This is a genomic window from Roseateles sp. P4_D2 (genome assembly GCF_056401875.1).
In genome coordinates this window covers 104,431-124,256 of sequence record NZ_JBFUIM010000003.1, presented here as the reverse complement: position 1 = coordinate 124,256, position 19,826 = coordinate 104,431, and the positions used below count along the sequence as shown (strand labels likewise).

Genomic DNA, 19,826 nt, shown 5'->3' with positions numbered 1-19,826 from the left:
TCATCGTGGATCTCCACGCAGCCCCGGCAGCGCGCCGACTGCGCGCAGACCATCGGCAAACGCCGTGCCCCCACGGGTGAGCGCTAGGACGTCGGCGCGGAGGCGGGGTTTTGAATTCTTTGCCGTTGCTGCTGCTGGCGATGCTGCATCTTCTCCTCGGCGATGCGGCGGCGGTTGATGCGGTCACCCTCGTCGGGGTCGGCCGCACTGTGCATCGCCTCGGCGCGAAGGCGCGCGTCATAGCGGGCGCGATCGCTCAGCTGCGTCTGCGCCGCCTGGGCCTCGCGGCTGATGACCCAGTCGGCCTCGCGATAGCGCCCCTGCCCGGCGCGGCACTGGCGCACGCGGCGCACCTCGTCCTGCAGGAACTGGCGTTCCGCATCGCCCAGCGTCGTCGAATTGGCGCGGACTTCCATGCCACGAATCTCGCCGTCACCGGGGCAGGCATTGCCCGCCGTCGCGATGGGCGCCGAAGCCGCGGACGCTGCTCCCATGGTGGCGCGGATCAACTCCGGCTTGAGGCTCTCGACGACATTGGGCTGCAGGCTGCGCTCGGCTACCGGCTGGCCGCTGCCCGGGCAGGGCTTGTCGCTGAAGCGCACCTGACCGTTCAGCTCGCACTTCCAGACCTGCTGCGCGCCAGCGCCAAAAGGCAGCAGCGCAAGGCCAATCGCCAACCCCAAGCACGAACTCACTCGCCGCATCTCAAACCATCCCTTTGAAGTCGATCCTCGCATAACGCACCACCGGACCATGCGCCGACAGGCCAGGCGCTGGATGCGACGCGCTGCCCTGTCGATGTTCTTTACAGTCGAAGTCAAGTGCCAAGGCCACGACCTCCCGGTGGGCACCGGACACGACAGAACATTGACGCAATGTCAGGCGCTCGGGGGCGCTGGCTTTGCCAAGACATCGTGCAAGGTGCGCTGGCACTGGCGCAAGCTCAGGCAGACGCCGTGATGCTCCCGCAGATGCTGTTGCAGCAGCTTCCCATCCCATCGCCCTTTGGCGTAACCGCAGCCACCGGGCGGTATACGAAGCTCAGCAGCCACTTCCAGCGACTTCACGCCCGTTAGCCGCGGCGGCCGCCCCGGCGGACGCTCTGCCACCGGCGTGATGGCGGCCCCACGGAAATGCCGAACCCAGCGCTGCAGGCTGCGGGGGCTGTCGCCAAACCATGCCGCAACCTCCGAGCAGCTGCGCCCGCAGGCCACCAGGCAAACGCAATGCAGACGGTGCAGCGCCTGCTCCTGGGCCGATCGATCGGATCCGATTCGCAACATCTGCCGCAGCGCATCGAGCGCCGCGTCGGGCAGTTGGGTCATGAAATACCTCCCGGGCATGGCGCCCGGCGTGCGACATGCCTTCTGACGCTTCCGTCTGGAGTCGGCAACTGGCACGTTCGATGCTCGCTACCGGAGGAATCAGCCGGCAAGGGCACGCCTTCTGACAACAGCCAATATAGGCGTTGCGATCGGTGCCTACCTCCAAGGAGACACACCATGCCCTGTCCTCACACCCGCAGCAGCCATCGGTGGATTGCCTTGCCGCTTCTGGCTCTCGTGCTGCCCGCGCTGGCCGACACCGGCCCCGAGGCCAACAGCAATGACTGCAGCCAGCGCAACGCCTATGTGATCGAGCACAACTACACCCGCACGGCGCTGGACTTCACCATCAACTACACGGATCGCCGAAACGGCGGCACCATCGTCGCCTCGGATCACGTCGGAGAAATCGCGGCGGGCGGGCAAAGCGGCAAGCGCGACATCCCCGACGCCGCCAAGACGTTGACGCTCTGCGATGTCGTCAACCACACCCGTGCCGTTGGCAACCCTGGCGGCGCAGGCGGTGGGGCCGGTGGGCCGGACGACATCTGGAGCGGCGCCGAGCACGATCAGAAGTTCGAGGTGCTCTACAAGGACCCGGCCACCGGCAAATACGTTCAGCAGAGCATCTTCCATTTCCTGGCCCTGGCTTACGGCGGCGAGGAAATTCCTTTCCTCGACTTCTGGTTCGACACCAGCGGCGATGGCCGCATCGACGCCAACGATCACATGTACGCGCTCTACGACATCGGCGAGTACACGCACAGCGGTGCCGACTCGCTCGCGGCGCTGCGCTCCCGCTTCCTGCCGGGCCAGGCGGTGGACATCCTCAATGGCCGCATCGCGGGCGTCGACGGCCTTTACTTCAGCACCACCGCCTTCACCTTTGACGAGAGCAGCGGCTACCAGGGCAGCAACTACTCGGGCAGAGGTTTCGGCGTGACAGACCACACCTTCTACAGCCGGCTGCCCGAGCCCGCCAGCTTGGCGCTGACTCTGGCGGCGCTCGTGGCGGGCCTGAGTTCTCGCCGGGTGAAGCGGCCCCGGGCTTAAGCGCGCGCCCGGGAGGGCAGCACGGGCGGCGTGAAGCGGCGGGCCTCGGGAGCCCGGAGTTGTGCCCAAAATGCGGATCGACGCCACTCCCGCCGACGCCCCCGTGCCCACCCTGCCCCGCTGCCTCACCCTCGCCGTCGCGCTGCTCTTCCTCGGCTGCGCTCCCGCTTTCGCCAAGGCTCAAGCCCAGCCTCGCGCCGTCAACGCCCGCGGCGCGCTGGACGCCGAGGAGTTGAACAACATCGGCGTCTTCAAACGCGTGTCGCCGTCGGTGGTGCACATCACCACGCTGAGCGTGCAGCGCGACTTCTTCTCGCTGCGTACCAGCGAGCAGCCCAGCGGTACGGGCACCGGTTTCATCTGGGACGACGCCGGCCACGTCGTCACCAATTTCCACGTCATCCAGGGCGGCGACCGCGCCACCGTCACGCTGAACGACCAGAGCAGCTTTCCAGCCAAGCTCGTCGGCGCCTACCCGGACCGCGACATTGCCGTGCTGCGCATCGAAGCGCCCCACGAGAAGCTGCCGGCAATCGCGGTCGGTGCCAGCCGCGATCTGCAGGTGGGCCAGAAGGTCTACGCCATCGGCAACCCCTTCGGCCTGGACCAGACGCTGACCACCGGCATCGTCTCGGCGCTGAACCGCGAAATCGAATCGGTCACGCGACGCACGATCAAGGGCGCCATCCAGACCGATGCGGCCATCAACCCTGGCAATTCGGGCGGGCCGCTGCTGGACTCGGCGGGGCGGCTGATCGGCGTAAACACAGCCATCTACAGCCCGAGCGGCGCGAGTGCCGGGATCGGCTTTGCGATTCCGGTGGACGAGGTGAATCGCATCGTGCCGCGATTGATTCGAGATGGGCGCTTCATCCGGCCCGCGCTGGGCGTGACAGCCGGGCCGGAGAACCTGGCCAAGGCGCTGGGGGCGCCGAAGGGTGTGCTGCTGGTCAACGTGGCGGACGCCAGCCCGGCTGCGGCGGCGGGCTTGAAACCCTTCGGCAGGGATCGCAGCGGGCGCATCGTGCAGGGGGACGTCATCACGGCTGTCGATGGCGTAGCGGTGGCTGACTTGGACGACATGCTGTCGCTGCTGGAGACGAGGCAGATTGGGGAGAAGGTGACGTTGACGGTGTGGCGGGCGGGGCAGACGCGGAAGGTGGTGGCGACGTTGGGTAGCTCAGACTAGAACGAGGGGAAGGCTTTGAACGATTTACCTATGGCTGATGCGCGAAATGATGATCAAGCGCGAAAGCGGACTCGTGCCGCGGTCACCACAAGGAACTTAGCCAGTGCGTCTAACAACACACGATGGAACGAGCTGATCACTCACATCCGCGCTCTTGATGGCTGGCGTCCTTCTTATCGCTCGAAATCAGTTGATGGCACCGTCTCGAATTGGGATGTCGAATGGTTTTATCACCTGCCCTTTCCGTTTGAAGCTGTCGAATGGTTTGACATCGGCCTGTCCGAGGAGGGGCCATTCATAGGAAAGCTGCTTCCTAGAGCGAGCATTGACCATCGAAACGAAATCCTGCCAATCTTGGAAAAGATTGGCTTCGACTTCGAGCAGCGTGGCGACGTCGTACGTATCTGGGGTTATTTACCAAGGTCTTACGACGATTTCGCACCTCAATAGCGCGACGACAGGGGCGAGATCGGCAAGAGCCACCCCGTAAAGTAGCGACCCGCCCGACAAGTTACGCGACTTGGGCTTACTAGACAAACGACAGGACACCCCCATGGGCGCGCAATGGAAAGCCAAACACAAAGACATCGCCGCCAATGCCAAGGGTCGGCTGTTCGGCAAATTGTCCAAGGACATCATGATCGCGGCGCGCCACGGCGCTGACCCGAAGGACAACGCGCGGCTGAGGCTGGTGGTGGAGCAGGCGCGCAAGGTGTCCATGCCCAAGGAGACGCTGGACCGCGCCATCAAGAAAGGCGCCGGGTTGACCGGTGAGGTCGTCCACTTCGAGCAGGCCATCTACGAAGGCTTTGCGCCGCACCGCGTGCCGGTGATGGTGGAGGTGCTGACGGACAACGTGAACCGCGCCGCGTCGGACATGCGCGTGTTGTTCCGCAAGGGCCAGCTCGGCACGGCCGGTTCGGTGGGTTGGGACTTCGACCACGTCGGCATGATCGAAGCCGAACCCGCCACGCCCGGCGCCGACGCCGACACCGCCGCCATCGAAGCCGGCGCGCAGGACCTGCTGCCGCCCGACGAAGAAGGCGTCACCGTCTTCCTGACTGAACCGACCGACCTCGACCTCGTCAGCCGCGCCCTGCCCGAGCAGGGCTTCAAGGTGCTCAGCGCCAAGCTGGGCTACCGCCCCAAGAACCCCATCGACCCGGCGAGCCTGAGCGCCGAGCAGCTGGACGAAGTGGAGAGCTTTCTCGCCGCGCTGGACGCCAACGACGACGTGCAACACGTGTACGCAGGGCTGGCAGGCTGATTCACCTGGCTCGCCGTGCCAGACGCATGCCGCCCAGACTGACCAACCCGGCAAGCATCAACGCCCAACTGCCGTTTTCCGGCACGGCGTTCACCAACAGCCCGCGGGCCGACGTCAGGGTGTAGCCGGCTGGCAGCGAATACTCCACGCGCGCGCTGAAGCTCAGAGAAGAGTTCAGGCTGGACATCGCGAACTCGAAGCCGCGCTCAAACGGCGTGCCGACCACCGCGGTGAACGAGGCTGAATCGACGCGATGGAGGGTGGGTTGAGTGACGCCGCCACTGAAGGTTGCGGTGCGGCCGAAGGCGAGCACGTCACGTGACGGGTCATTGGCAATCCGATCAGCGACCGCGTTCGCCGAGGCGCTCGGCGTCAGCGAACGTTTGCCGCTGATGAAGGTGTAGCTGGTCAGCACAAAGCCGGAAGCGCTTCGAGCCGTGGTGCCATCGAGGGTGACCGTGACGCCAACCTGCACCGTGGGCGTGGGTCCCGTGATCATGAACTGGTCGAACTGGACGGCATCGATGACGGAGGTCGGCACCGTGGAGGGTGTCGACTTGACGGACAAGTGCATGTCCATCCCATTGACGAAAACATGGGCGCTGCCGCTCGAAGGGCTGCCGTAGTAGTCGGCAAACGAAGCCGTCAGGTCCGCGCCATTCGTCAGCGTGCACGACACGAAGTCGCCGCCCAGCGGCAGCAGGCCGGTACACGTCGAGTGGTCGGAAACGAAGTTGATTTCGCGGGTGACCCCTGGGGCTAGCGGAAGCGCCCAAGTGGCGCTGCTGCAGGCTGTGGCCAGGCAGGCGACGGCCATGAAGCGCCGGGCCGGTGAAAGATCGTTGTGCATTGCAAGCTCCCGTTTGCGCCGCCGGCGGTGCGCAGGCTGCAGTTCGATGATGGAAGGCGCGGCCGCGCCGCACCACCCACGGATGACCCACAGCACTTAGCATGCGGCGATGAACCCATCGCAGCCTGAAGCGGCAGCCGCGCAGCGGTCGAGCGAGTTGCTGGGCGTCATGCGGGCGCTTTCGGCGCAGGCCCCCGGTGCGCTGGACAGCACGGCGGCGCTGGCCCTGCGGGCGCAGACGGATGGACAGGCGGCGCTCGCTGCCGGAGCAGCCGGCCTCGTGGTGCTGGTGGAGCACCTGCAGGCCTGCATCTATCGCCACGCGATGCCCATGCTGGGTGTTCTGACGGCCGTCGGCCCTGACGCGGTCGGCACCGGCATCGAGGGCCTGCTCGCCTGGGCCGGGGCGTCGATTGCCCATGATTACGGTGTGCTGCCCGCATGGCCACCCGCCAACGTGGCGCTGCTGATGGAAAGCGCCCGACAGGCACCCAGCGACGTGTCACTGGCGCTGGCCTGCGCGCTGGGTGAGCTCTGCGAACGCCATGGCGAGGATGCGGAGTTCGAACTGCTGTTCGCGCAGGTCGCAACGGTTGAGAAGCGGCCCGATGCCTCACCCTTCTGGCGCGGCCATTGGGCCATCGTCGCGGCCTGGCATCTGTACGCCTTCGCCAAGGTCGACGAAGCGCGCGAGCGGCTGGTGCTGGCGCAGCAACTGGCAGCCGAACACCATCTACCGGGGTTGGCCGCCGTCGCGGCACTGCAGCGCGCACGCCTGGTGGAGTGCAGCAGCGACCCCACGGCGGCGCTGGCGCTGGCAGCCCAGGCCGCCGCCGCGGGCGATGCAGCCAGCACGCCGCTGTGGTGGGCCGACCAGGCCGATGTGCGCTGCCGCGTGGCCCTGCTTGAGGGCGACTTCCATGCGGCCCTGGGCCACGCGAGGCGTGCCCTGGGCCATTTGCAGATGAGTGGCGCCTGGCCCGGCTACCAGGTCACCTACCTCGTGCAGGAGGGCTATGCACTGATTGGCTGCGGCAATGCCGAGGATGCTGCAGCGCGCTTTCAAGGCTTGGGCGAGATGCAGCTGCCACGCTACCTGGCGGCGCGCCTGCGCTGCCTGGCAGACCTGACCGCACTGATCGCCATCGGCCAGCGCAATGGCTGGGGCGCCCTGCCAAACGCACCCCTGGCCCGCGCCATGCGCACGCTGCGCGAACTGGAGTGGCCCGGCGTGCTGCCGCTGCTGCCGCTGCATATCGGCGAGATCTTCTGCCAGGCCCTGGTTCAGGGCGCCGAGACGGACTGGGTGCGCTCGGCCATCCGCACGCGCCGGCTCGCCGCGCCGGCCGGGGCGCCCGAGGCCTGGCCCTGGTCGGTGAAGGTCCACGCCCTGGGTGGCTTTGAAATGTGCAACGACGCCGGCGCCGTGCGTTCAGCGGAAGGGCGCAAGGCCGCCAGCAAGCCGCTCGAACTGCTGCGCTATCTGGCTTGCCGCGGCACCGAGGCCGCCTCAACCGAGGCCGTGGCCCGCGAGCTGTGGCCCGGTGACGGCCGTGAGGGGCGGCAAAAGGCCTTCGAGGTCACCGTCGCGAGGCTGCGCCGCCTGCTGGCCCACGACGCCGCCTTGCTGGTGCAGGACCATGGCGTGCGCCTGAACGCGGACTGCGTCTGGGTCGACGTGCAGGCCCTGAACGACCGCCTGACTGAGCACGAGCACTCACCTGCTGGCAGCTCTGCCGCCGCCGGGGCCCTGGACGCCGCCCTCAAGCTCTACCGTGGCCCCTGCCTGACGCTCAGCGAGCAGACTTGGGCGCTGGCTGCGGCCGAGCGCTGGCGGGCCCGCCTCGCCGCGGCGCTGCTGCGTGAGGCACGCGACGCAAGCGTCGACGCCACGCAAGCGCGGGAATGGACGCTGCGCGCTGTGTCCGCCGACCCCGGCATCTCAAGCCATGTGGCTGCGCCAGCGACCCATCACTTGTAGAACGCAGCGATCTGGGGGATGAATCTCTCCGGATTGCCGCCGACCAGATTCGTCAAGACGACGACGGCCAAGCCCTCGTCCGGATAAACGATGAAGGCCGCGCGGTTGCCGCCGATGCCGGCGACCTGCCTTTTCGGGCTTGATGCAAGCACCGGCCAGCCGGCCGCCCAGCTGCCTTCAGCACCACTGCTCAGCTTCTCGGGTGTCCACATGCGCTGCGCGCTGGCCGCGCTGATGAACCGGCCACTGGACAGCGCGACGATCCAGTTCGCCAGCTCGGTGGCCGTCGTCTGGATGCCGCCTCCCGCATGGAGGCTGTAGGGCATCTCGTAGACCCAGTGAGACAGGCGATCGGCATCGTCCGGCGCGAGCGTTCTGCGGGGAAAGTGGCTGTAGATCGTTGCAGCGTTCGCCACGAGGTCATAGCTGTCGCCGAACGTCGTCAGCGGCATGTCGGCCAGCGCGAACTGCCGCTCTTTCATGTAGCGCTCGTAGGGCATCTTGGCCTGCTTGACGATGATCTGAGCCAGCAGGCCGTAGTTGGTCTGGTTGTAGGCAAACTTCTCACCGGGCGGCGCTTCCATGGGTTGCTGTTTGACCGCCTTCCACATGGCCGCTTCAGTGCTGCCAGTGACGGGGCCGGGTTGATCGACGATGTCGGGCAGCCCCGAGGTGTGCGCCAGCAACTGCCGCACGCGGATGGGCTGCCAAGCGCTCGGCAGGTCATCGAGATAGCGGGATACCGGCGCCTCAAGATTCACGAGGCCGGCCTCGGCCAACTGCATCAACGCAACGCCTGTGAGCGGCTTGGTGCCGGAGTTGAGCGGGAACAATGTCTTGGCCGTTGCTGGCACACGGTTTTCGACGTTGGCCCAGCCATAGCTTTCGGACAGCACGATCCGGCCGTCCTTGACGACCGCAACCTGCAGCCCCGGTATGCGCCGTTCCTTCATCGTCTGTTGAATCAGGCGGCGCGTCTGATCGTTCGAGGTTTCGATGGCATCAGCGGCGCGGCCGAGGCCAGGCAGTGCCAACAGCAATGCCGCCGTCAGGATGACGAGGGTCTCTCTTCCAAATTTCATAGGCTGTTCAGGACGAAGCGTGGGTGAGTTGAGGTGTCGAACCTTGGCGCAACCCGTCATCGTGCGGCAGCTTCTGACCGATGACGTAAGTCAGAGAGGTTGAGGGGCGGCGCTTGATCCCACGTCACACTGCGCCAGCAACCACTGCTCGAAGGCCTTGACCGCCGGCCGCGACTTGGCCGCCGGGTCGACGATGAGGCGATAGGCCCGCGCCGACGCGATGCCGGCATCAAACGGCGTGACGAGCTGGCCGCTGGCCAGCAGCGCGTCCACCAGCGGCCGCCGGCCCAGCGCCACGCCCTGCCCCGCAATGGCGGCGGCGATGGCCTCGGAATAGCTCGAGAAACTCAAGCGCGCCGCCGGCCGCAGATCGACCAGGCCCCAGGCGCTCAGCCAGGGCTCCCATTCGGCCGGCATGCCGGCGCTGTCGCCGTCCATGGCCAGGTGCAGCAGCGTGTGCCGGGCCAGGTCGGGCGGCTCGCGCAGCGCCAGGCCCAGTTCGCCCACCAGCCGTGGGCTGCAGACCGGCACCATCGATTCGGCGAACAGCTGTTGGCCCTGAGCCGCGCCGACCGGGCTGTAGCGGATGGCGAGGTCAAAGCCCTCGCTGGCCAGGTTGCGGTTGCCCAGGCCGGCATCCAGGCGCACGTCGATGCCCGGGTGGGCACGGGTGAAGCCGGTCAGGCGTGGGATCAGCCACAGCGACGCGAAGCCCGGCGTCGTCGTCAACGCCAGCATCTGGCGCTGGTGCGGCTCACGCACCGCACGCACGGCCACACGCAAGGTGTTCAAGGCCGTCGAGCAGGCGGCGTGCAGGCGCTGGCCATCCTCGGTCAACGCAAGCGCACGGTGGCGGCGCTCGAACAGCGTCACGCCGAGTTCGTCCTCCAGCGCGCGGATCTGCCGGCTCATGGCCGACTGCGTGATGAAGCGCTCTTCGGCAGCCTGGGTGAAGCTCAAATGCCGCGCCGCCGCCTCGAAGGCGGCCAGCAACTGCAGCGGCGGGAGGTGGTCGACGGGCTTTGTTGGCATGCGATGGCGGAATGCGAAGCCTTCCGAATGATCGTTTGTCGGCAAGGTGGCCAAGCGGCACTATCCGCGTCAGACGGCCGCAACGCAAGCATGCCAACCCGGCATGCCAGTCCGCCGGCCCAGGAGCACACCATGCTGATCGACGTCCCCCGCACCCGGCTGTTGCTGCAACGCGGCCAGATCTCGCGCCTGCCCGAGGCCCGCGCCACCCATCTGTGCAGCGCGTCCGGCACGCTGTGGATCACCATCGACCACGATTCGCGCGACATCGTGCTGGAACCCGGCCAGTGCTTTGTCGTGCAGACCGATGAGGCGGTCACCGTCAGCGCGTTGAGCGGCCCGGCGGTGCTGGACCTGAGGCCGGCGGCGACCGGAGCGCGGCAGTGAACACGCTGCTGGCGCCAGCGCCCGTCGCCACCGAGGCACCCGAGCATTGGATGCTGGCCGGCGGGCACCAGGTCCGCCTGCGCCCCATTGCCGCCGCGGATGCCGCTGCCGAGCAGGCCTTCTTCAGCGCGCTGTCGCTGGACTCGCGCCACAAGCGCTTCCATGTCGGCCTGCGCGAACTCAGCCCCGCATTGCTGAAGCTGCTGACCGAAGTTGACCAGAGCCAGCACGTCGCCTGGGTGGTCGAAGCCCAAGCCCCCGGCCATCCCGTCATTGCCGACGCGCGCTATGTGCATGACGAAGACCGCCCCGAGCGCGCCGAGTTCGCGCTGGCCGTCGCTGACGACTGGCAGGGCCGCGGCCTGGGCCGGCGCCTCATCGCCCACCTGACGGCCCATGCGCGCCGCCACGGCGTGCAGCGCCTGCATGGCGACATATTGGCCGACAACCGCCGCATGCTGGCGCTGATGCGTGATCAGGGCGCCCGCTTGACAGCCCATCCAGACGGCGCACAACTGGTGCGCGCGGTGCTCTGCACGAATGATCCGGCGATTGATGCCTGAACTAAGGACACTCAATGACGAACAAATTCAGCAACTTATTGATTTGCATTTGATTTTCGTAATAAATTGAGGACAAAACTCAGGACACGACTCCTGAATCATGTCCGCAGACCTCACCAGCCTCGAACAACTCCTGCGGCCACGCGGCCCTCTGGGGCTGGCGGACATCGCCGCGGCCCTGGGCTGCTCGACCAAGACCGCCCAGCGATTGGTTGCGGCGGCCGGTGCCGCCGTCGTGGCGGCGGGTCAGACCCGGCGTCGGCGCGTCGCTTGGCGACGTGATTTCCGTGGCCAACGCGTTGAGGCCCAGCTCTACCGCATCGCTGCCGATGGCCGCCCTCAGGCCCTGGCCCAATTGCGCCCGATCTGGCCGCAAGGCTGCCATCTCGACACCCTGGCCGCCTGGCCGGCGCCCGACGCCGCACGCGACGGCTGGTACGAGGGCCTGCCCTACCCGCTCTATGACCTGCGGCCGCAGGGCTTCCTGGGCCGCAACTTCGCGCGCCGGCATGCCGCCGGCCTGGGCCTGTCCCCCGACCCACGCAGTTGGGACGACGATGCCCTGCTATTGGCCCTGAGCAGTCTCGGCGACGACCTGCCGGGCGAGTTGCTGGTGGGAGACGCCGTCCTGCGCCGTTTTCTCGATGCCAGGCTGGCGTCGCCGGCGCCGCTGCATGAGGCAGGACTGCCAGCCCGCTACGCCGAACTGGCAGCCCAGGCCATGGAAGGCGCACTGCCCGGCTCATCGGCGGGCGGCGAATTTCCCAAGTTCACGGTGGCACGCGAACTGGCAGGCATGGCGACACCGCATTGCGTCGTCAAGTTCTCGGGCGCCGACGAGTCCGCAACGGTGCAGCGCTGGCGCGACCTGCTGGTCTGCGAGCAACTGGCGGCGGCGGCCTTGGGGCTGGAGGCGGCGCACACCCGGCTGCTGGCACATGAGGGGCGCCACTTCCTGGAAAGCGAACGCTTCGACCGCATCGGCCCGCACGGGCGGCGAGGGGTCGTCAGCCTCGAAAGCGTCAATGCCGGCCTCGTCGGTGAGGCCACGAACGATTGGACCCGGGTGGCCGCTGCACTGGCCGCCCACGGCCTGCTGAGCACGGCGGATGCCGAGCGGGTCGCCGAGCGCCAGCTCTTCGGCCAACTCATCGCCAACAGCGACATGCATGGCGGCAATCTGTGCTTCTTCCACGACGCCGCGGGTCTGAGCCTGGCGCCCAGCTACGACCAGCTCCCCATGCGCTACGCACCGCTGGCCGGTGGCGAAGTGCTGTCCCCGCCGCTCACACCCATCCTGCCGCTGCCGACGGAGCGGGATCGCTGGCTGCGTGTGCTGCCCCGCGCACGCGGGTTCTGGCAGGCCGCCGCGGCGGATGAGCGCATCAGCCTACCGTTTCGCATGCTGTGCGCCGACAACGCCGCGGCGCTTGAGCAGGCAGCCTCCGTCGCATGAACCGTTTGCTCCTCATCACGCTGCTGCTGGCTCTGGGTGTTGTCGTGTTCAGCCTGGCCGCCGGCGAATGGCTGACCCGCCCGGCCCGCGACTCCATCGGCCCACCACCGCCCGATTTGCGGGCCGAGGCGCTGCGCCTCCCCTACGGCGACAGCCAGCAGGTCAGCGGCTGGTTCCTGCCCGGCCGCCCGGGTGAAGGCGCGGTGCTGTTGCTGCACGGCGTGCGTGGCAACCGGTTGCAGATGCTGGAACGCGCCCGCTGGCTGCAGCGCGAGGGCATTGGCAGCCTGCTGATCGACCTGCCCTCGCATGGCGAAAGCAGCGGTGACCGCATCAGCTTCGGCCGCCGCGAGGCGCTGGGCGTGCAGGCGGCGCTGGGCTGGCTGCACGCCCGCCTGCCGGGCGAAAAGCTGGGCGGCATCGGCGTGTCGCTGGGCGGCGCTTCGCTGTTGTTCGCCGAGCGCCAACCCGAGCTGGATGCCATGGTGCTGGAGTCCGTCTACCCCACCATCACCGATGCCGTGCAAGACCGCCTGGTGGCGCGCCTCGGCCCGGCCGGCGCCTGGGCCGCACCGCTGTTGCTGCTGCAGATCCCGCTGCGCCTGGGTCTGGGCGTGCATGAGCTGCGCCCCATCGAAGCCATCAAGGCCGTTCACGCGCCGCTGCTGGTCGCGTCGGGCACCGCGGATCGCTCGACGCGCTGGGTCGAGACGGAGCAGCTTTTCGCCGCGGCGACCGAGCCCAAGGCGCTCTGGCCGGTGCCGGGTGCCGGCCATGAGGACCTGCACGACTTCGACGCCTCGGCCTACCGCGGTCGCCTGCTGCCTTGGTTGCAATCACATTTGCGCAAAGCCGGTGGCTGACAGGGCCAAGCCGGCGCCGGCAAGATGCCTGCATGTCTACCCTGCCCCCGCTCTCCATCCTCGACCTCGCACCCGTCGTCGAAGGCGCCACGACGCGTGAAGCCCTGCTGAACAGCCTGGACCTCGTGCGCCTGGCCGACACGCTGGGCTATACGCGCTACTGGGTGGCCGAGCACCACAACATGGAAGGCGTGGCCAGCTCGGCCACTGCGGTGCTGATCGGCCAATTGGCCGCGGCGAGCCAGCGCATCCGCGTCGGCGCCGGCGGCATCATGCTGCCCAACCATGCGCCGCTGACCATCGCCGAACAGTTCGGCACGCTGGCCGAACTCTTCCCCGGCCGCATCGACCTCGGCCTGGGCCGCGCGCCCGGCACCGACCGACCGACGATGCGCGCGCTGCGGCGCAGCCTGGAGAGCAGCGGCGAGGACGGTTTCCCCAACGATGTGCTGGAGCTGCAGAGCTACCTCGCGCCACTGGCCGCGCAGGCGCAAGTGCGTGCCGTGCCGGGCCAGGGCACCGAGGTGCCGATCTGGTTGCTGGGCTCCAGCCTGTACTCGGCCCAGCTCGCCGCTCACCTCGGCCTGCCCTTCGCATTCGCGTCGCACTTCGCGCCCGAGATGCTGATGCAGGCGCTGCAGATCTACCGTTCCACCTACAAGCCCAGCGCTCGCCACCCCAAGCCGCATGCGATGGTGGGCCTGAACATCATCGTGGCGCCAACCGACGACGAGGCGCAGTACCTGTTCACGTCGGCTCAGCAGCGCTTCCTGGGCATGGTGCGCGGCCGGCGCGGCAAGCTGCCCGAGCCGGTGCCGAGCATGGATGCGCTGTGGTCACCGGCTGAGCGCATGCAGGTGGAGCGCATGCTGAGTGAATCCATCGTCGGTTCGCCGGAGACCGTGCGCGCCGGGCTGGCGGAAACGAGCGAGCGCACGCAGGCGGATGAATTCATCGTCGCCTGCGCAGTGCATGACCATGCACTGCGCAGGCGTTCGTACGAGCTGCTGGCGCGGCTCTGAGTTGCGCGCGCTGTCCGAGTCACCGTGAATAAGTGCCTCGGCGTCCAGCCAGTCTGGAATTTCATAGGGAAGCTTCGCCTGAAGCGGCCCTTGCCCCATCGACGCCATCCGGGCTTGCGGCACACTGCGCGCATGCCCGCCGCCCAGCCCGCCGCCCCGGCCGAGGTCGCCCCGACGCTGTTCAAGAACGCCAGGGCCTTCGAGGCCTGGCTGAAGAAGAACCACGCGAAGTCCGACGGCCTGTGGCTGATGATCGCCAAGCGCGGCGCGGCCGAGCCCAGCGTCACCTACCCCGAGGCGGTGGAGATCGCGCTGTGCTGGGGTTGGATCGACGGCCAGAAGAAGGGGCTGGACGACCAGCACTTCCTGCAGCGCTTCACGCCGCGGCGTGCGCGCAGCGTCTGGTCCAAGATCAACGTCGAAAAAGTGGCCGCGCTGATCAAGGCGGGCCGCATGCAGCCACCCGGCCAGGCGCAGGTCGAGGCCGCCAAGGCCGACGGCCGTTGGGCCCAGGCCTACGACGGCGCGAAGACGTCCACCGTGCCCGACGACCTGGCGGCAGCGTTGGATGCGAATCCGCCGGCCAAGGCCTTCTTCGCCACCGTCAACGCGAGCAACCGCTACGCCGTGCTCTGGCGCATCCAGACCGCCGTCAAGCCCGAGACGCGTGCCAGGCGCATCGCGCAACTGGTGGACATGCTCGCCCGCGGCGAAACGGTGCATATCTTCAAGCCCAAGCCCAAACCCGGCTAGGCCATCAGCGCTGCCCCCACCGGCCAACGCACGGAGTTGCAGTTCCGACAGCCGATAGCTGAGACGCAGTGGGTGCGGCAGATCTGAGCCCGATGCGAGCGCATGCAAACCCAGACCTACTACGCCGTCACCGCCCCGCGCCTGACCTTCCAGCCGCTGGCCGACTCGTCCACTGACGTGGAAGTGGCCGTGCTCGGCGGCGGTTTTGCGGGCCTGGCCGCGGCGCGCGGGCTGCAGGAGCGCGGCATCACCAGCGTGGCGGTGCTGGAGGCGCAGACCATCGGCCATGGCGCGTCAGGGCGCAATGGCGGTTTCGTGTTCGGCGGCTACAGCCGCGACGCGGCGGACTTGGTGAGCGACCTGGGCTTGGCAGCGGCGCGTGAGTTCTACGCTCATAGCCGCGAAGCCATCGCACTGATTCGCTCGCGCATCGAGGCCCACGCCATCGACTGCGATCGGCAAGAGGGCGGCGCTCTGCTGCTCAACTGGTTCAGGCACAGCGCACGCGCCGAGCGCCAGTTGCGCGATCAGGCGCGCTGGCTGCGCGAGAACTTCGGCGTCACCTGGGACGAAATCGAGCCTGCCCAGGTCCGGCAGTGGCTGGACACGCAGCGTTATGGCGGCGCTCTGCTGGAGCGCGATGCCTTCCATTTCCATCCGCTCAAGTACGCGTTGGGGCTCGCTCGCGTCATCGAGCATGCCGGTGGCAGGGTGCACGAGCACAGTGCCGTGATGAGCATCGAGCGCCTTGCCGCCGGTGGCTTTGTGCTGCGCACCTCACATGACGCCTCGATCCGCGCGGCCCAGGTCGTCGTGGCCGGTGGTGCCTATCTGAAGGCCATGCTGCCAGCCCTGACCGGCGCGCGCCTGCCCATCGCAACCTATGTCATCGCGACCGAACCGTTGCCGCCCAACCTGCGACCGATCCGCACGCCCGCCGCCCTCTACGACAACCGCTTCGCCTTCGACTACTACCGGGCGCTCGCCGATCACCGGTTGCTGTGGGGCGGCCGCATCTCCATCCAGGAGCGCGACCCCGCGCGCATTGCGCAGATGCTGCAGGCGGACCTGCTCAAGGTCTATCCGCAGCTCGCCGCGGTGCGCGTCTCGCATGCCTGGGGTGGGCTCATGAGCTATGCCCGGCACAAGATGCCGCAGATCGGCCAGCTGGCGCCGGGCCTGTGGTTCGCTCAGGCCTTTGGCGGCCATGGCGTGGCGCCGACAACGGTGGCCGGCGAATGGCTGGCGGACGCCATCAGCGGCCGCGCGGACCTGCCCGCCGCCTTGCAGCGCTACGGATTGACGCCGGTCTTCGGCCAGGCGGGTCTGCTGGCGGCCCAGGCCACCTACAGCTGGGCCGAGCTTCGCGACGCGCTCAAGGAGAGGCTGCCCGGCTGATCACTTGATGCGCTGCTTCTCGAGCTTGCGCGCCAGCGTGCGCCGGTGCATGCCCAGGCGCCGCGCCGTCTCGCTGATATTGAAGTCGGTCTCGGCCAACACCTCGTGGATACGCTCCCATTCCAGCGTCTTGATGGACGCGGTCTGGCGCTCGGTCACTTCCACGTCGGCATCGCCCTGCTTGCGCGCGAAGGCGGCTTCGATGTCGTCGGTGTTGGCCGGCTTGGCGAGGTAATGGCAGGCCCCGAGCTTGATGGCCTCGACGGCCGTCGCGATGCTGGCATAGCCGGTCAGCACGACGATCAGCACCTCCGGGTCCCAGCCATGCAAGGCCTGTACGCAGGACAGGCCCGAAGCGCCGCCAGCCAGTTTGAGGTCGACGACGGCATGGCCGAGTTCCTCGTCCTCGGGCAGCTCGTCGAGCAGGGTCTTCATGTCGTCCAGGCCGGTGGCTCGCAGGCAACGCCAGCCGCGGCGCTCGAAGGAGCGCGTCAGCGTGTGGGCGAAGCTGTCGTCGTCCTCGACGATGAGCAGCAAACGGTCTGCTTCAGCGGGCATGAGTGTCGGATTGTCGCGGCAGCAGCGAAGCCAGGGGCAGCGTCAGCACGACCTCTGCGCCGCCGCCCTCGCGGTTGCGAGCCTCCAGCCGCCCGCCCAGGGTGCGCGCGACGTTGACCGACAGGAAGAGGCCCATGCCACGGCCCGGCTGGCCCTTGCTGCTCTGGTAGGGCTCGCCGAAATGCTTGAGACGGTCGGCGTCGAAGCCGGGGCCGTTGTCGCGCACGCTCAAGTGCAGCGTGGCTTCGTCCGGGCAGGTGGCGACGAGGGTCAGCGGCATGCCTGGCGCCGCCTCGAGAGCGTTGTCGAGCAGGTTGGCGACGACCTGCTGCAATGCGCTGTCCGAGATGATCTCGACCTCGGGCAGGTCCTTGTTGCGCAGTGCCAGATCCGCGCCTGCGTGGGCGGCCCGCCAGTCCTTGGCCAGGCTGTCGGTGAAGGCCTGCAGCGTCGTCAGCCGCGGTGCCTCGCCGCGCATCTCGCCGGCCGACATCAGGATGCCCGTGACGATGGCCTTGCAGCGCAGGATCTGGCGCTGCATCTCCTCGATTTCCTCGCGCAGCTCGGGCTCGCCCGCAAACGGGGCCATATGGGCCCAGTCGCCCAGGATGACGCTGAGCGTGGCCAGCGGCGTGCCCAGCTCATGCGCGGCGCCGCTGGCGAGCAGGCCCATGCGCACGATGTGCACCTCCTCGGCCGCGCGCTGCTGCAATTCGGCCAGCTCGGCGTCGCGCTGGCGCAGATTGCGGTTGATGCGCACGATGAAGACGCTGAGCAGGCCGACATTGAGCACGAAGCACAGCAGCAGGCCGCCCAGGTAGTTGGGCGACAACGTCGTCGGCGATGAGGCATCCAGCAGCAGCGGGCGGTGCCATTGCGTCAGCAGCACGAAGCCCGACACCGCGCTCAGCATGACGCCCATCAGATAAGCCGGCCGCAGCAGCACCGAGGCCACGGCGACCTGCAGCAGATACAGGTAGATGAAGGGGTTGTCGCTGCCGCCGGCCAGATAGAGCTGGCCGGTCAGCACGCCGACGTCGACCAGCAGCGCAATGCAGAGCTCGATCTGGGACACCGGCTGCGTGAGCTTGCTGCGCCAGATGCTGAACAGGTTGAAGACGACCAGGATGCCGAGCAGGCTCAGCATCTCGGCCCAGGGCAGCGTGATCGCCAGGCCGACATGCACGACGAGCACGGTGGCGAGCTGGCCAACGACGGCCAGCCAGCGCAGCTCGATGAGCTGGCGCAGGTTGGCGCGGCCGGCGCGGCGCTCGGGCGCGACGATGACCGGCTCAGCGGGCTCGGCGGTGGGGGTCAGCGGCGTGGGGTTCAAGGCAGGGAGCGGCGGCGCTCTTCGCGGAGCAGATAGATGGCGGCAGCCGCAGACATGGCCGCGAGCGCCAGCCAGGTGATGGCGTAGACGGCGTGATTGTTGGCGAAACGGATCACCGTCAGGCCGGGGCGCGGATAACGCAGCGGCTGGGCGGGATCGGCGGACTCGTCGACAAAGAAAGGCGCGACCGTACCGCTGACGCCAAGCTGGGCCGCGATACCGGCGACATCTCGCGAATACCAGCGCCCCTCGGCGGGCACGTTCTGGCGCAGCGGGCCGCCGCCGGTTTCGGTCAGGCGCAGCAGGCCCGTCAGCTCGACGGCGCCGGCGGGCGCGGCATGCCGGTCGGGCGCGCGCTGCTCGGGCGGCACGAAGCCGCGGTTGATGAGGACGGCCGTGCCGTCGTCCAGGCGCAGCGGCGCCAACACCCAATGGCCGCCGCCCAGTTCGGTCGTGGCCTGCACCAGCACCTCACGCGGCTCGAAGCGGCCGCGCAGGCGCAGGCGGCGGTATTCGTCGGCCTTCGATACCGAAACCGATGCGGCTGGCGGAGACACCGGCTCCGCATGAACCTGGCGCTCGACGCGGGCAATGAGGTCTTCTTTCCAGCCGAGGCGCTGGAACTGCCAGACGGCCAGCGCGAGGAAGCCCACGCTGGCCAGCGCCGTGGCGACGATCAGTGCCAGGCGCGCCGCGCGGATCACGGCATGTTGCGCATCGCGGCGGGGTCGGGCGTCGGCATCATGTTGGCGTTCATGTGATACATGACCCAGACCGAGCCGGACAGCATGATGACGACCAGGGCGCCGGTGAACAGCAGCGCCAGCAGGGACCAGCCCTGCTCGACCTTGGCGTTCATGTGCAGGAAATAGATCATGTGCACGACCATCTGCACGGCCGCGAAGCCGAGGATGACCAGGCCCGTGAGTTTGGGCGTGGGCAGCACCTTGCCCATGACGAGCCAGAAGGGAATGGCAGTCAGGATGACCGACAGGACGAAGCCGATGGCGTAGCCCTTGAAGCTGACGTGGAAGTCACCGTCGTCGTGATGGTCGTCGTGGTGAGCGTGAGCGTGGTCGGCCATCACAGCACTCCCATCAGGTAGACGAAGGTGAAGACGCCGATCCAGACGACGTCCAGAAAGTGCCAGAACATCGACAGGCACATCAGGCGGCGGCGGTTGGCCGGCGTGAGGCCGAGCTTTTGCACCTGCACCATCAGCGTGACCAGCCAGATGCAGCCGAAGGTGACGTGCAGGCCGTGGGTGCCGACCAGCGTGAAGAAGCTGGACAGGAAGGCGCTGCGGCCCGGGCCGGCGCCCTCGTGGATGAGGTGGTGGAACTCGAACAGCTCGATGCCCAGGAACCCCAGGCCGAACAGGCCGGTGATGGCCAGCCAGGCCAGCATCTGGTTCTTGCGCTTGGCCTGCATCGCGATCATCGCGAAGCCATAGGTGATGGATGAGAACAGCAGCAGGCCGGTGTTGACGGCCACCAGCGGCAGGTCGAACAGGTCGGCGCCCGACGGGCCGGCCGCGTAGTTGCGGCCCAGCACGGCGTAGACGGCGAACAGCACCGCGAAGATGAGGCAGTCGCTCATCAGGTAGAGCCAGAAGCCCAGCATGGTGCTGGGCTGCGGGTGGTGGTCACCGGTGTCGTAGAAGACGGGCGCGGCGCCGTTGACGTGAGAGGTCACAGTTGCAGTCATGTCAGCT

22 protein-coding genes are annotated in these 19,826 nt (G+C 67.9%); 12 read left to right on the top strand and 10 right to left on the bottom strand.

Annotated features, from left to right (window positions below; genetic code table 11):
- Positions 1-83: 83 nt before the first annotated feature.
- Both AC1DW0_RS06445 and AC1DW0_RS06440 read right to left on the bottom strand, forming a co-directional pair.
- Positions 84-695 carry a DUF4124 domain-containing protein gene (locus AC1DW0_RS06445; RefSeq protein ID WP_477945197.1) on the bottom strand — a complete coding sequence of 204 codons (612 nt, stop codon included), beginning with the start codon at positions 693-695 and terminating at the stop codon, positions 84-86.
- Between the two features lie 183 nt (positions 696-878).
- A complete protein-coding gene (locus AC1DW0_RS06440) occupies positions 879-1,325 on the bottom strand; it encodes a helix-turn-helix domain-containing protein (protein ID WP_457391100.1) in 447 nt (148 codons plus the stop codon).
- Between the two features lie 177 nt (positions 1,326-1,502).
- Between AC1DW0_RS06440 and AC1DW0_RS06435 the strand changes: the two genes are divergently transcribed.
- The 4 genes from AC1DW0_RS06435 (at position 1,503) to AC1DW0_RS06420 (ending at position 4,834) form a co-directional block, all read left to right on the top strand.
- Positions 1,503-2,378: a PEP-CTERM sorting domain-containing protein gene (locus AC1DW0_RS06435; RefSeq protein ID WP_457391102.1), complete on the top strand. Its 876-nt coding sequence runs from the start codon at positions 1,503-1,505 to the stop codon at positions 2,376-2,378.
- A gap of 70 nt (positions 2,379-2,448) precedes the next feature.
- Entirely contained in the window at positions 2,449-3,567 is a 1,119-nt protein-coding gene (locus AC1DW0_RS06430; RefSeq protein WP_477945196.1) for a S1C family serine protease, read from the top strand.
- Positions 3,568-3,597: 30 nt separating this feature from the next.
- On the top strand, positions 3,598-4,017 hold the full coding sequence (locus tag AC1DW0_RS06425; RefSeq protein WP_477945195.1) for a DUF6678 family protein: 420 nt from the start codon (positions 3,598-3,600) through the stop codon (positions 4,015-4,017).
- A 103-nt stretch (positions 4,018-4,120) separates the two neighbouring features.
- Positions 4,121-4,834 carry a YebC/PmpR family DNA-binding transcriptional regulator gene (locus AC1DW0_RS06420; RefSeq protein ID WP_477945194.1) on the top strand — a complete coding sequence of 238 codons (714 nt, stop codon included), beginning with the start codon at positions 4,121-4,123 and terminating at the stop codon, positions 4,832-4,834.
- 1 nt (position 4,835) lies between these two features.
- Here AC1DW0_RS06420 and AC1DW0_RS06415 read toward each other — a convergent pair whose 3' ends face one another.
- Positions 4,836-5,780, bottom strand: coding sequence for a hypothetical protein (locus AC1DW0_RS06415; protein ID WP_477945193.1), 945 nt, complete (start codon positions 5,778-5,780; stop codon positions 4,836-4,838).
- Between the two features lie 13 nt (positions 5,781-5,793).
- Here AC1DW0_RS06415 and AC1DW0_RS06410 point away from each other — a divergent pair, with 13 nt between their 5' ends.
- Positions 5,794-7,665: an AfsR/SARP family transcriptional regulator gene (locus AC1DW0_RS06410; protein WP_457355058.1), complete on the top strand. Its 1,872-nt coding sequence runs from the start codon at positions 5,794-5,796 to the stop codon at positions 7,663-7,665.
- Here AC1DW0_RS06410 and AC1DW0_RS06405 read toward each other — a convergent pair.
- Positions 7,656-8,807, bottom strand: a complete 1,152-nt coding sequence (locus AC1DW0_RS06405) for a serine hydrolase domain-containing protein (RefSeq protein ID WP_457355060.1) — start codon at positions 8,805-8,807, stop codon at positions 7,656-7,658. The genes AC1DW0_RS06410 and AC1DW0_RS06405 overlap by 10 nt on opposite strands.
- A 30-nt stretch (positions 8,808-8,837) precedes the next feature.
- A complete protein-coding gene (gene gcvA / locus AC1DW0_RS06400; RefSeq protein WP_457355062.1) occupies positions 8,838-9,779 on the bottom strand; it encodes a transcriptional regulator GcvA in 942 nt (313 codons plus the stop codon).
- Positions 9,780-9,911: 132 nt separating this feature from the next.
- Here gcvA and AC1DW0_RS06395 point away from each other — a divergent pair, with 132 nt between their 5' ends.
- From AC1DW0_RS06395 to AC1DW0_RS06365, 7 genes are all read left to right on the top strand, one after another.
- The gene (locus AC1DW0_RS06395) at positions 9,912-10,166 is read left to right on the top strand and encodes a DUF2917 domain-containing protein (RefSeq protein WP_056196450.1); all 255 of its coding nucleotides are present in this window, start codon (positions 9,912-9,914) and stop codon (positions 10,164-10,166) included.
- Positions 10,163-10,729: a GNAT family N-acetyltransferase gene (locus AC1DW0_RS06390; protein ID WP_457355064.1), complete on the top strand. Its 567-nt coding sequence runs from the start codon at positions 10,163-10,165 to the stop codon at positions 10,727-10,729. Before AC1DW0_RS06395 ends, AC1DW0_RS06390 begins: the two co-directional genes overlap by 4 nt.
- Positions 10,730-10,829: 100 nt before the next feature.
- Positions 10,830-12,185, top strand: a complete 1,356-nt coding sequence (yjjJ, locus tag AC1DW0_RS06385) for a type II toxin-antitoxin system HipA family toxin YjjJ (protein WP_477945192.1) — start codon at positions 10,830-10,832, stop codon at positions 12,183-12,185.
- On the top strand, positions 12,182-13,048 hold the full coding sequence (locus tag AC1DW0_RS06380) for an alpha/beta hydrolase (protein ID WP_477945191.1): 867 nt from the start codon (positions 12,182-12,184) through the stop codon (positions 13,046-13,048). Before yjjJ ends, AC1DW0_RS06380 begins: the two co-directional genes overlap by 4 nt.
- A 41-nt stretch (positions 13,049-13,089) precedes the next feature.
- Positions 13,090-14,070: an LLM class flavin-dependent oxidoreductase gene (locus tag AC1DW0_RS06375; protein WP_056197227.1), complete on the top strand. Its 981-nt coding sequence runs from the start codon at positions 13,090-13,092 to the stop codon at positions 14,068-14,070.
- A gap of 132 nt (positions 14,071-14,202) precedes the next feature.
- The gene (locus tag AC1DW0_RS06370; RefSeq protein ID WP_477945190.1) at positions 14,203-14,823 is read left to right on the top strand and encodes a YdeI/OmpD-associated family protein; all 621 of its coding nucleotides are present in this window, start codon (positions 14,203-14,205) and stop codon (positions 14,821-14,823) included.
- Positions 14,824-14,925: 102 nt separating this feature from the next.
- Positions 14,926-16,221, top strand: a complete 1,296-nt coding sequence (locus AC1DW0_RS06365) for an NAD(P)/FAD-dependent oxidoreductase (protein WP_477945189.1) — start codon at positions 14,926-14,928, stop codon at positions 16,219-16,221.
- Here the strand turns inward: AC1DW0_RS06365 and AC1DW0_RS06360 are convergent, their stop codons facing one another.
- From AC1DW0_RS06360 to cyoC, 5 genes are read right to left on the bottom strand one after another with little or no spacing between them, the layout of a single operon-like run.
- Positions 16,222-16,779 (bottom strand): response regulator transcription factor, encoded by a 558-nt coding sequence (locus tag AC1DW0_RS06360; RefSeq protein ID WP_457322953.1) that lies wholly within the window; start codon positions 16,777-16,779, stop codon positions 16,222-16,224.
- Complete coding sequence (locus tag AC1DW0_RS06355; protein WP_477945188.1) at positions 16,769-18,112, bottom strand: ATP-binding protein; 1,344 nt, start codon at positions 18,110-18,112, stop codon at positions 16,769-16,771. Before AC1DW0_RS06355 ends, AC1DW0_RS06360 begins: the two co-directional genes overlap by 11 nt.
- Entirely contained in the window at positions 18,109-18,816 is a 708-nt protein-coding gene (locus tag AC1DW0_RS06350) for an SURF1 family protein (RefSeq protein WP_477945187.1), read from the bottom strand. The genes AC1DW0_RS06355 and AC1DW0_RS06350 overlap by 4 nt, the downstream gene beginning before the upstream one ends.
- Positions 18,813-19,196, bottom strand: coding sequence for a cytochrome o ubiquinol oxidase subunit IV (gene cyoD, locus AC1DW0_RS06345; RefSeq protein WP_477945186.1), 384 nt, complete (start codon positions 19,194-19,196; stop codon positions 18,813-18,815). Before cyoD ends, AC1DW0_RS06350 begins: the two co-directional genes overlap by 4 nt.
- Entirely contained in the window at positions 19,196-19,819 is a 624-nt protein-coding gene (cyoC, locus tag AC1DW0_RS06340; protein WP_477945185.1) for a cytochrome o ubiquinol oxidase subunit III, read from the bottom strand. Before cyoC ends, cyoD begins: the two co-directional genes overlap by 1 nt.
- Positions 19,820-19,826 lie beyond the last annotated feature (7 nt).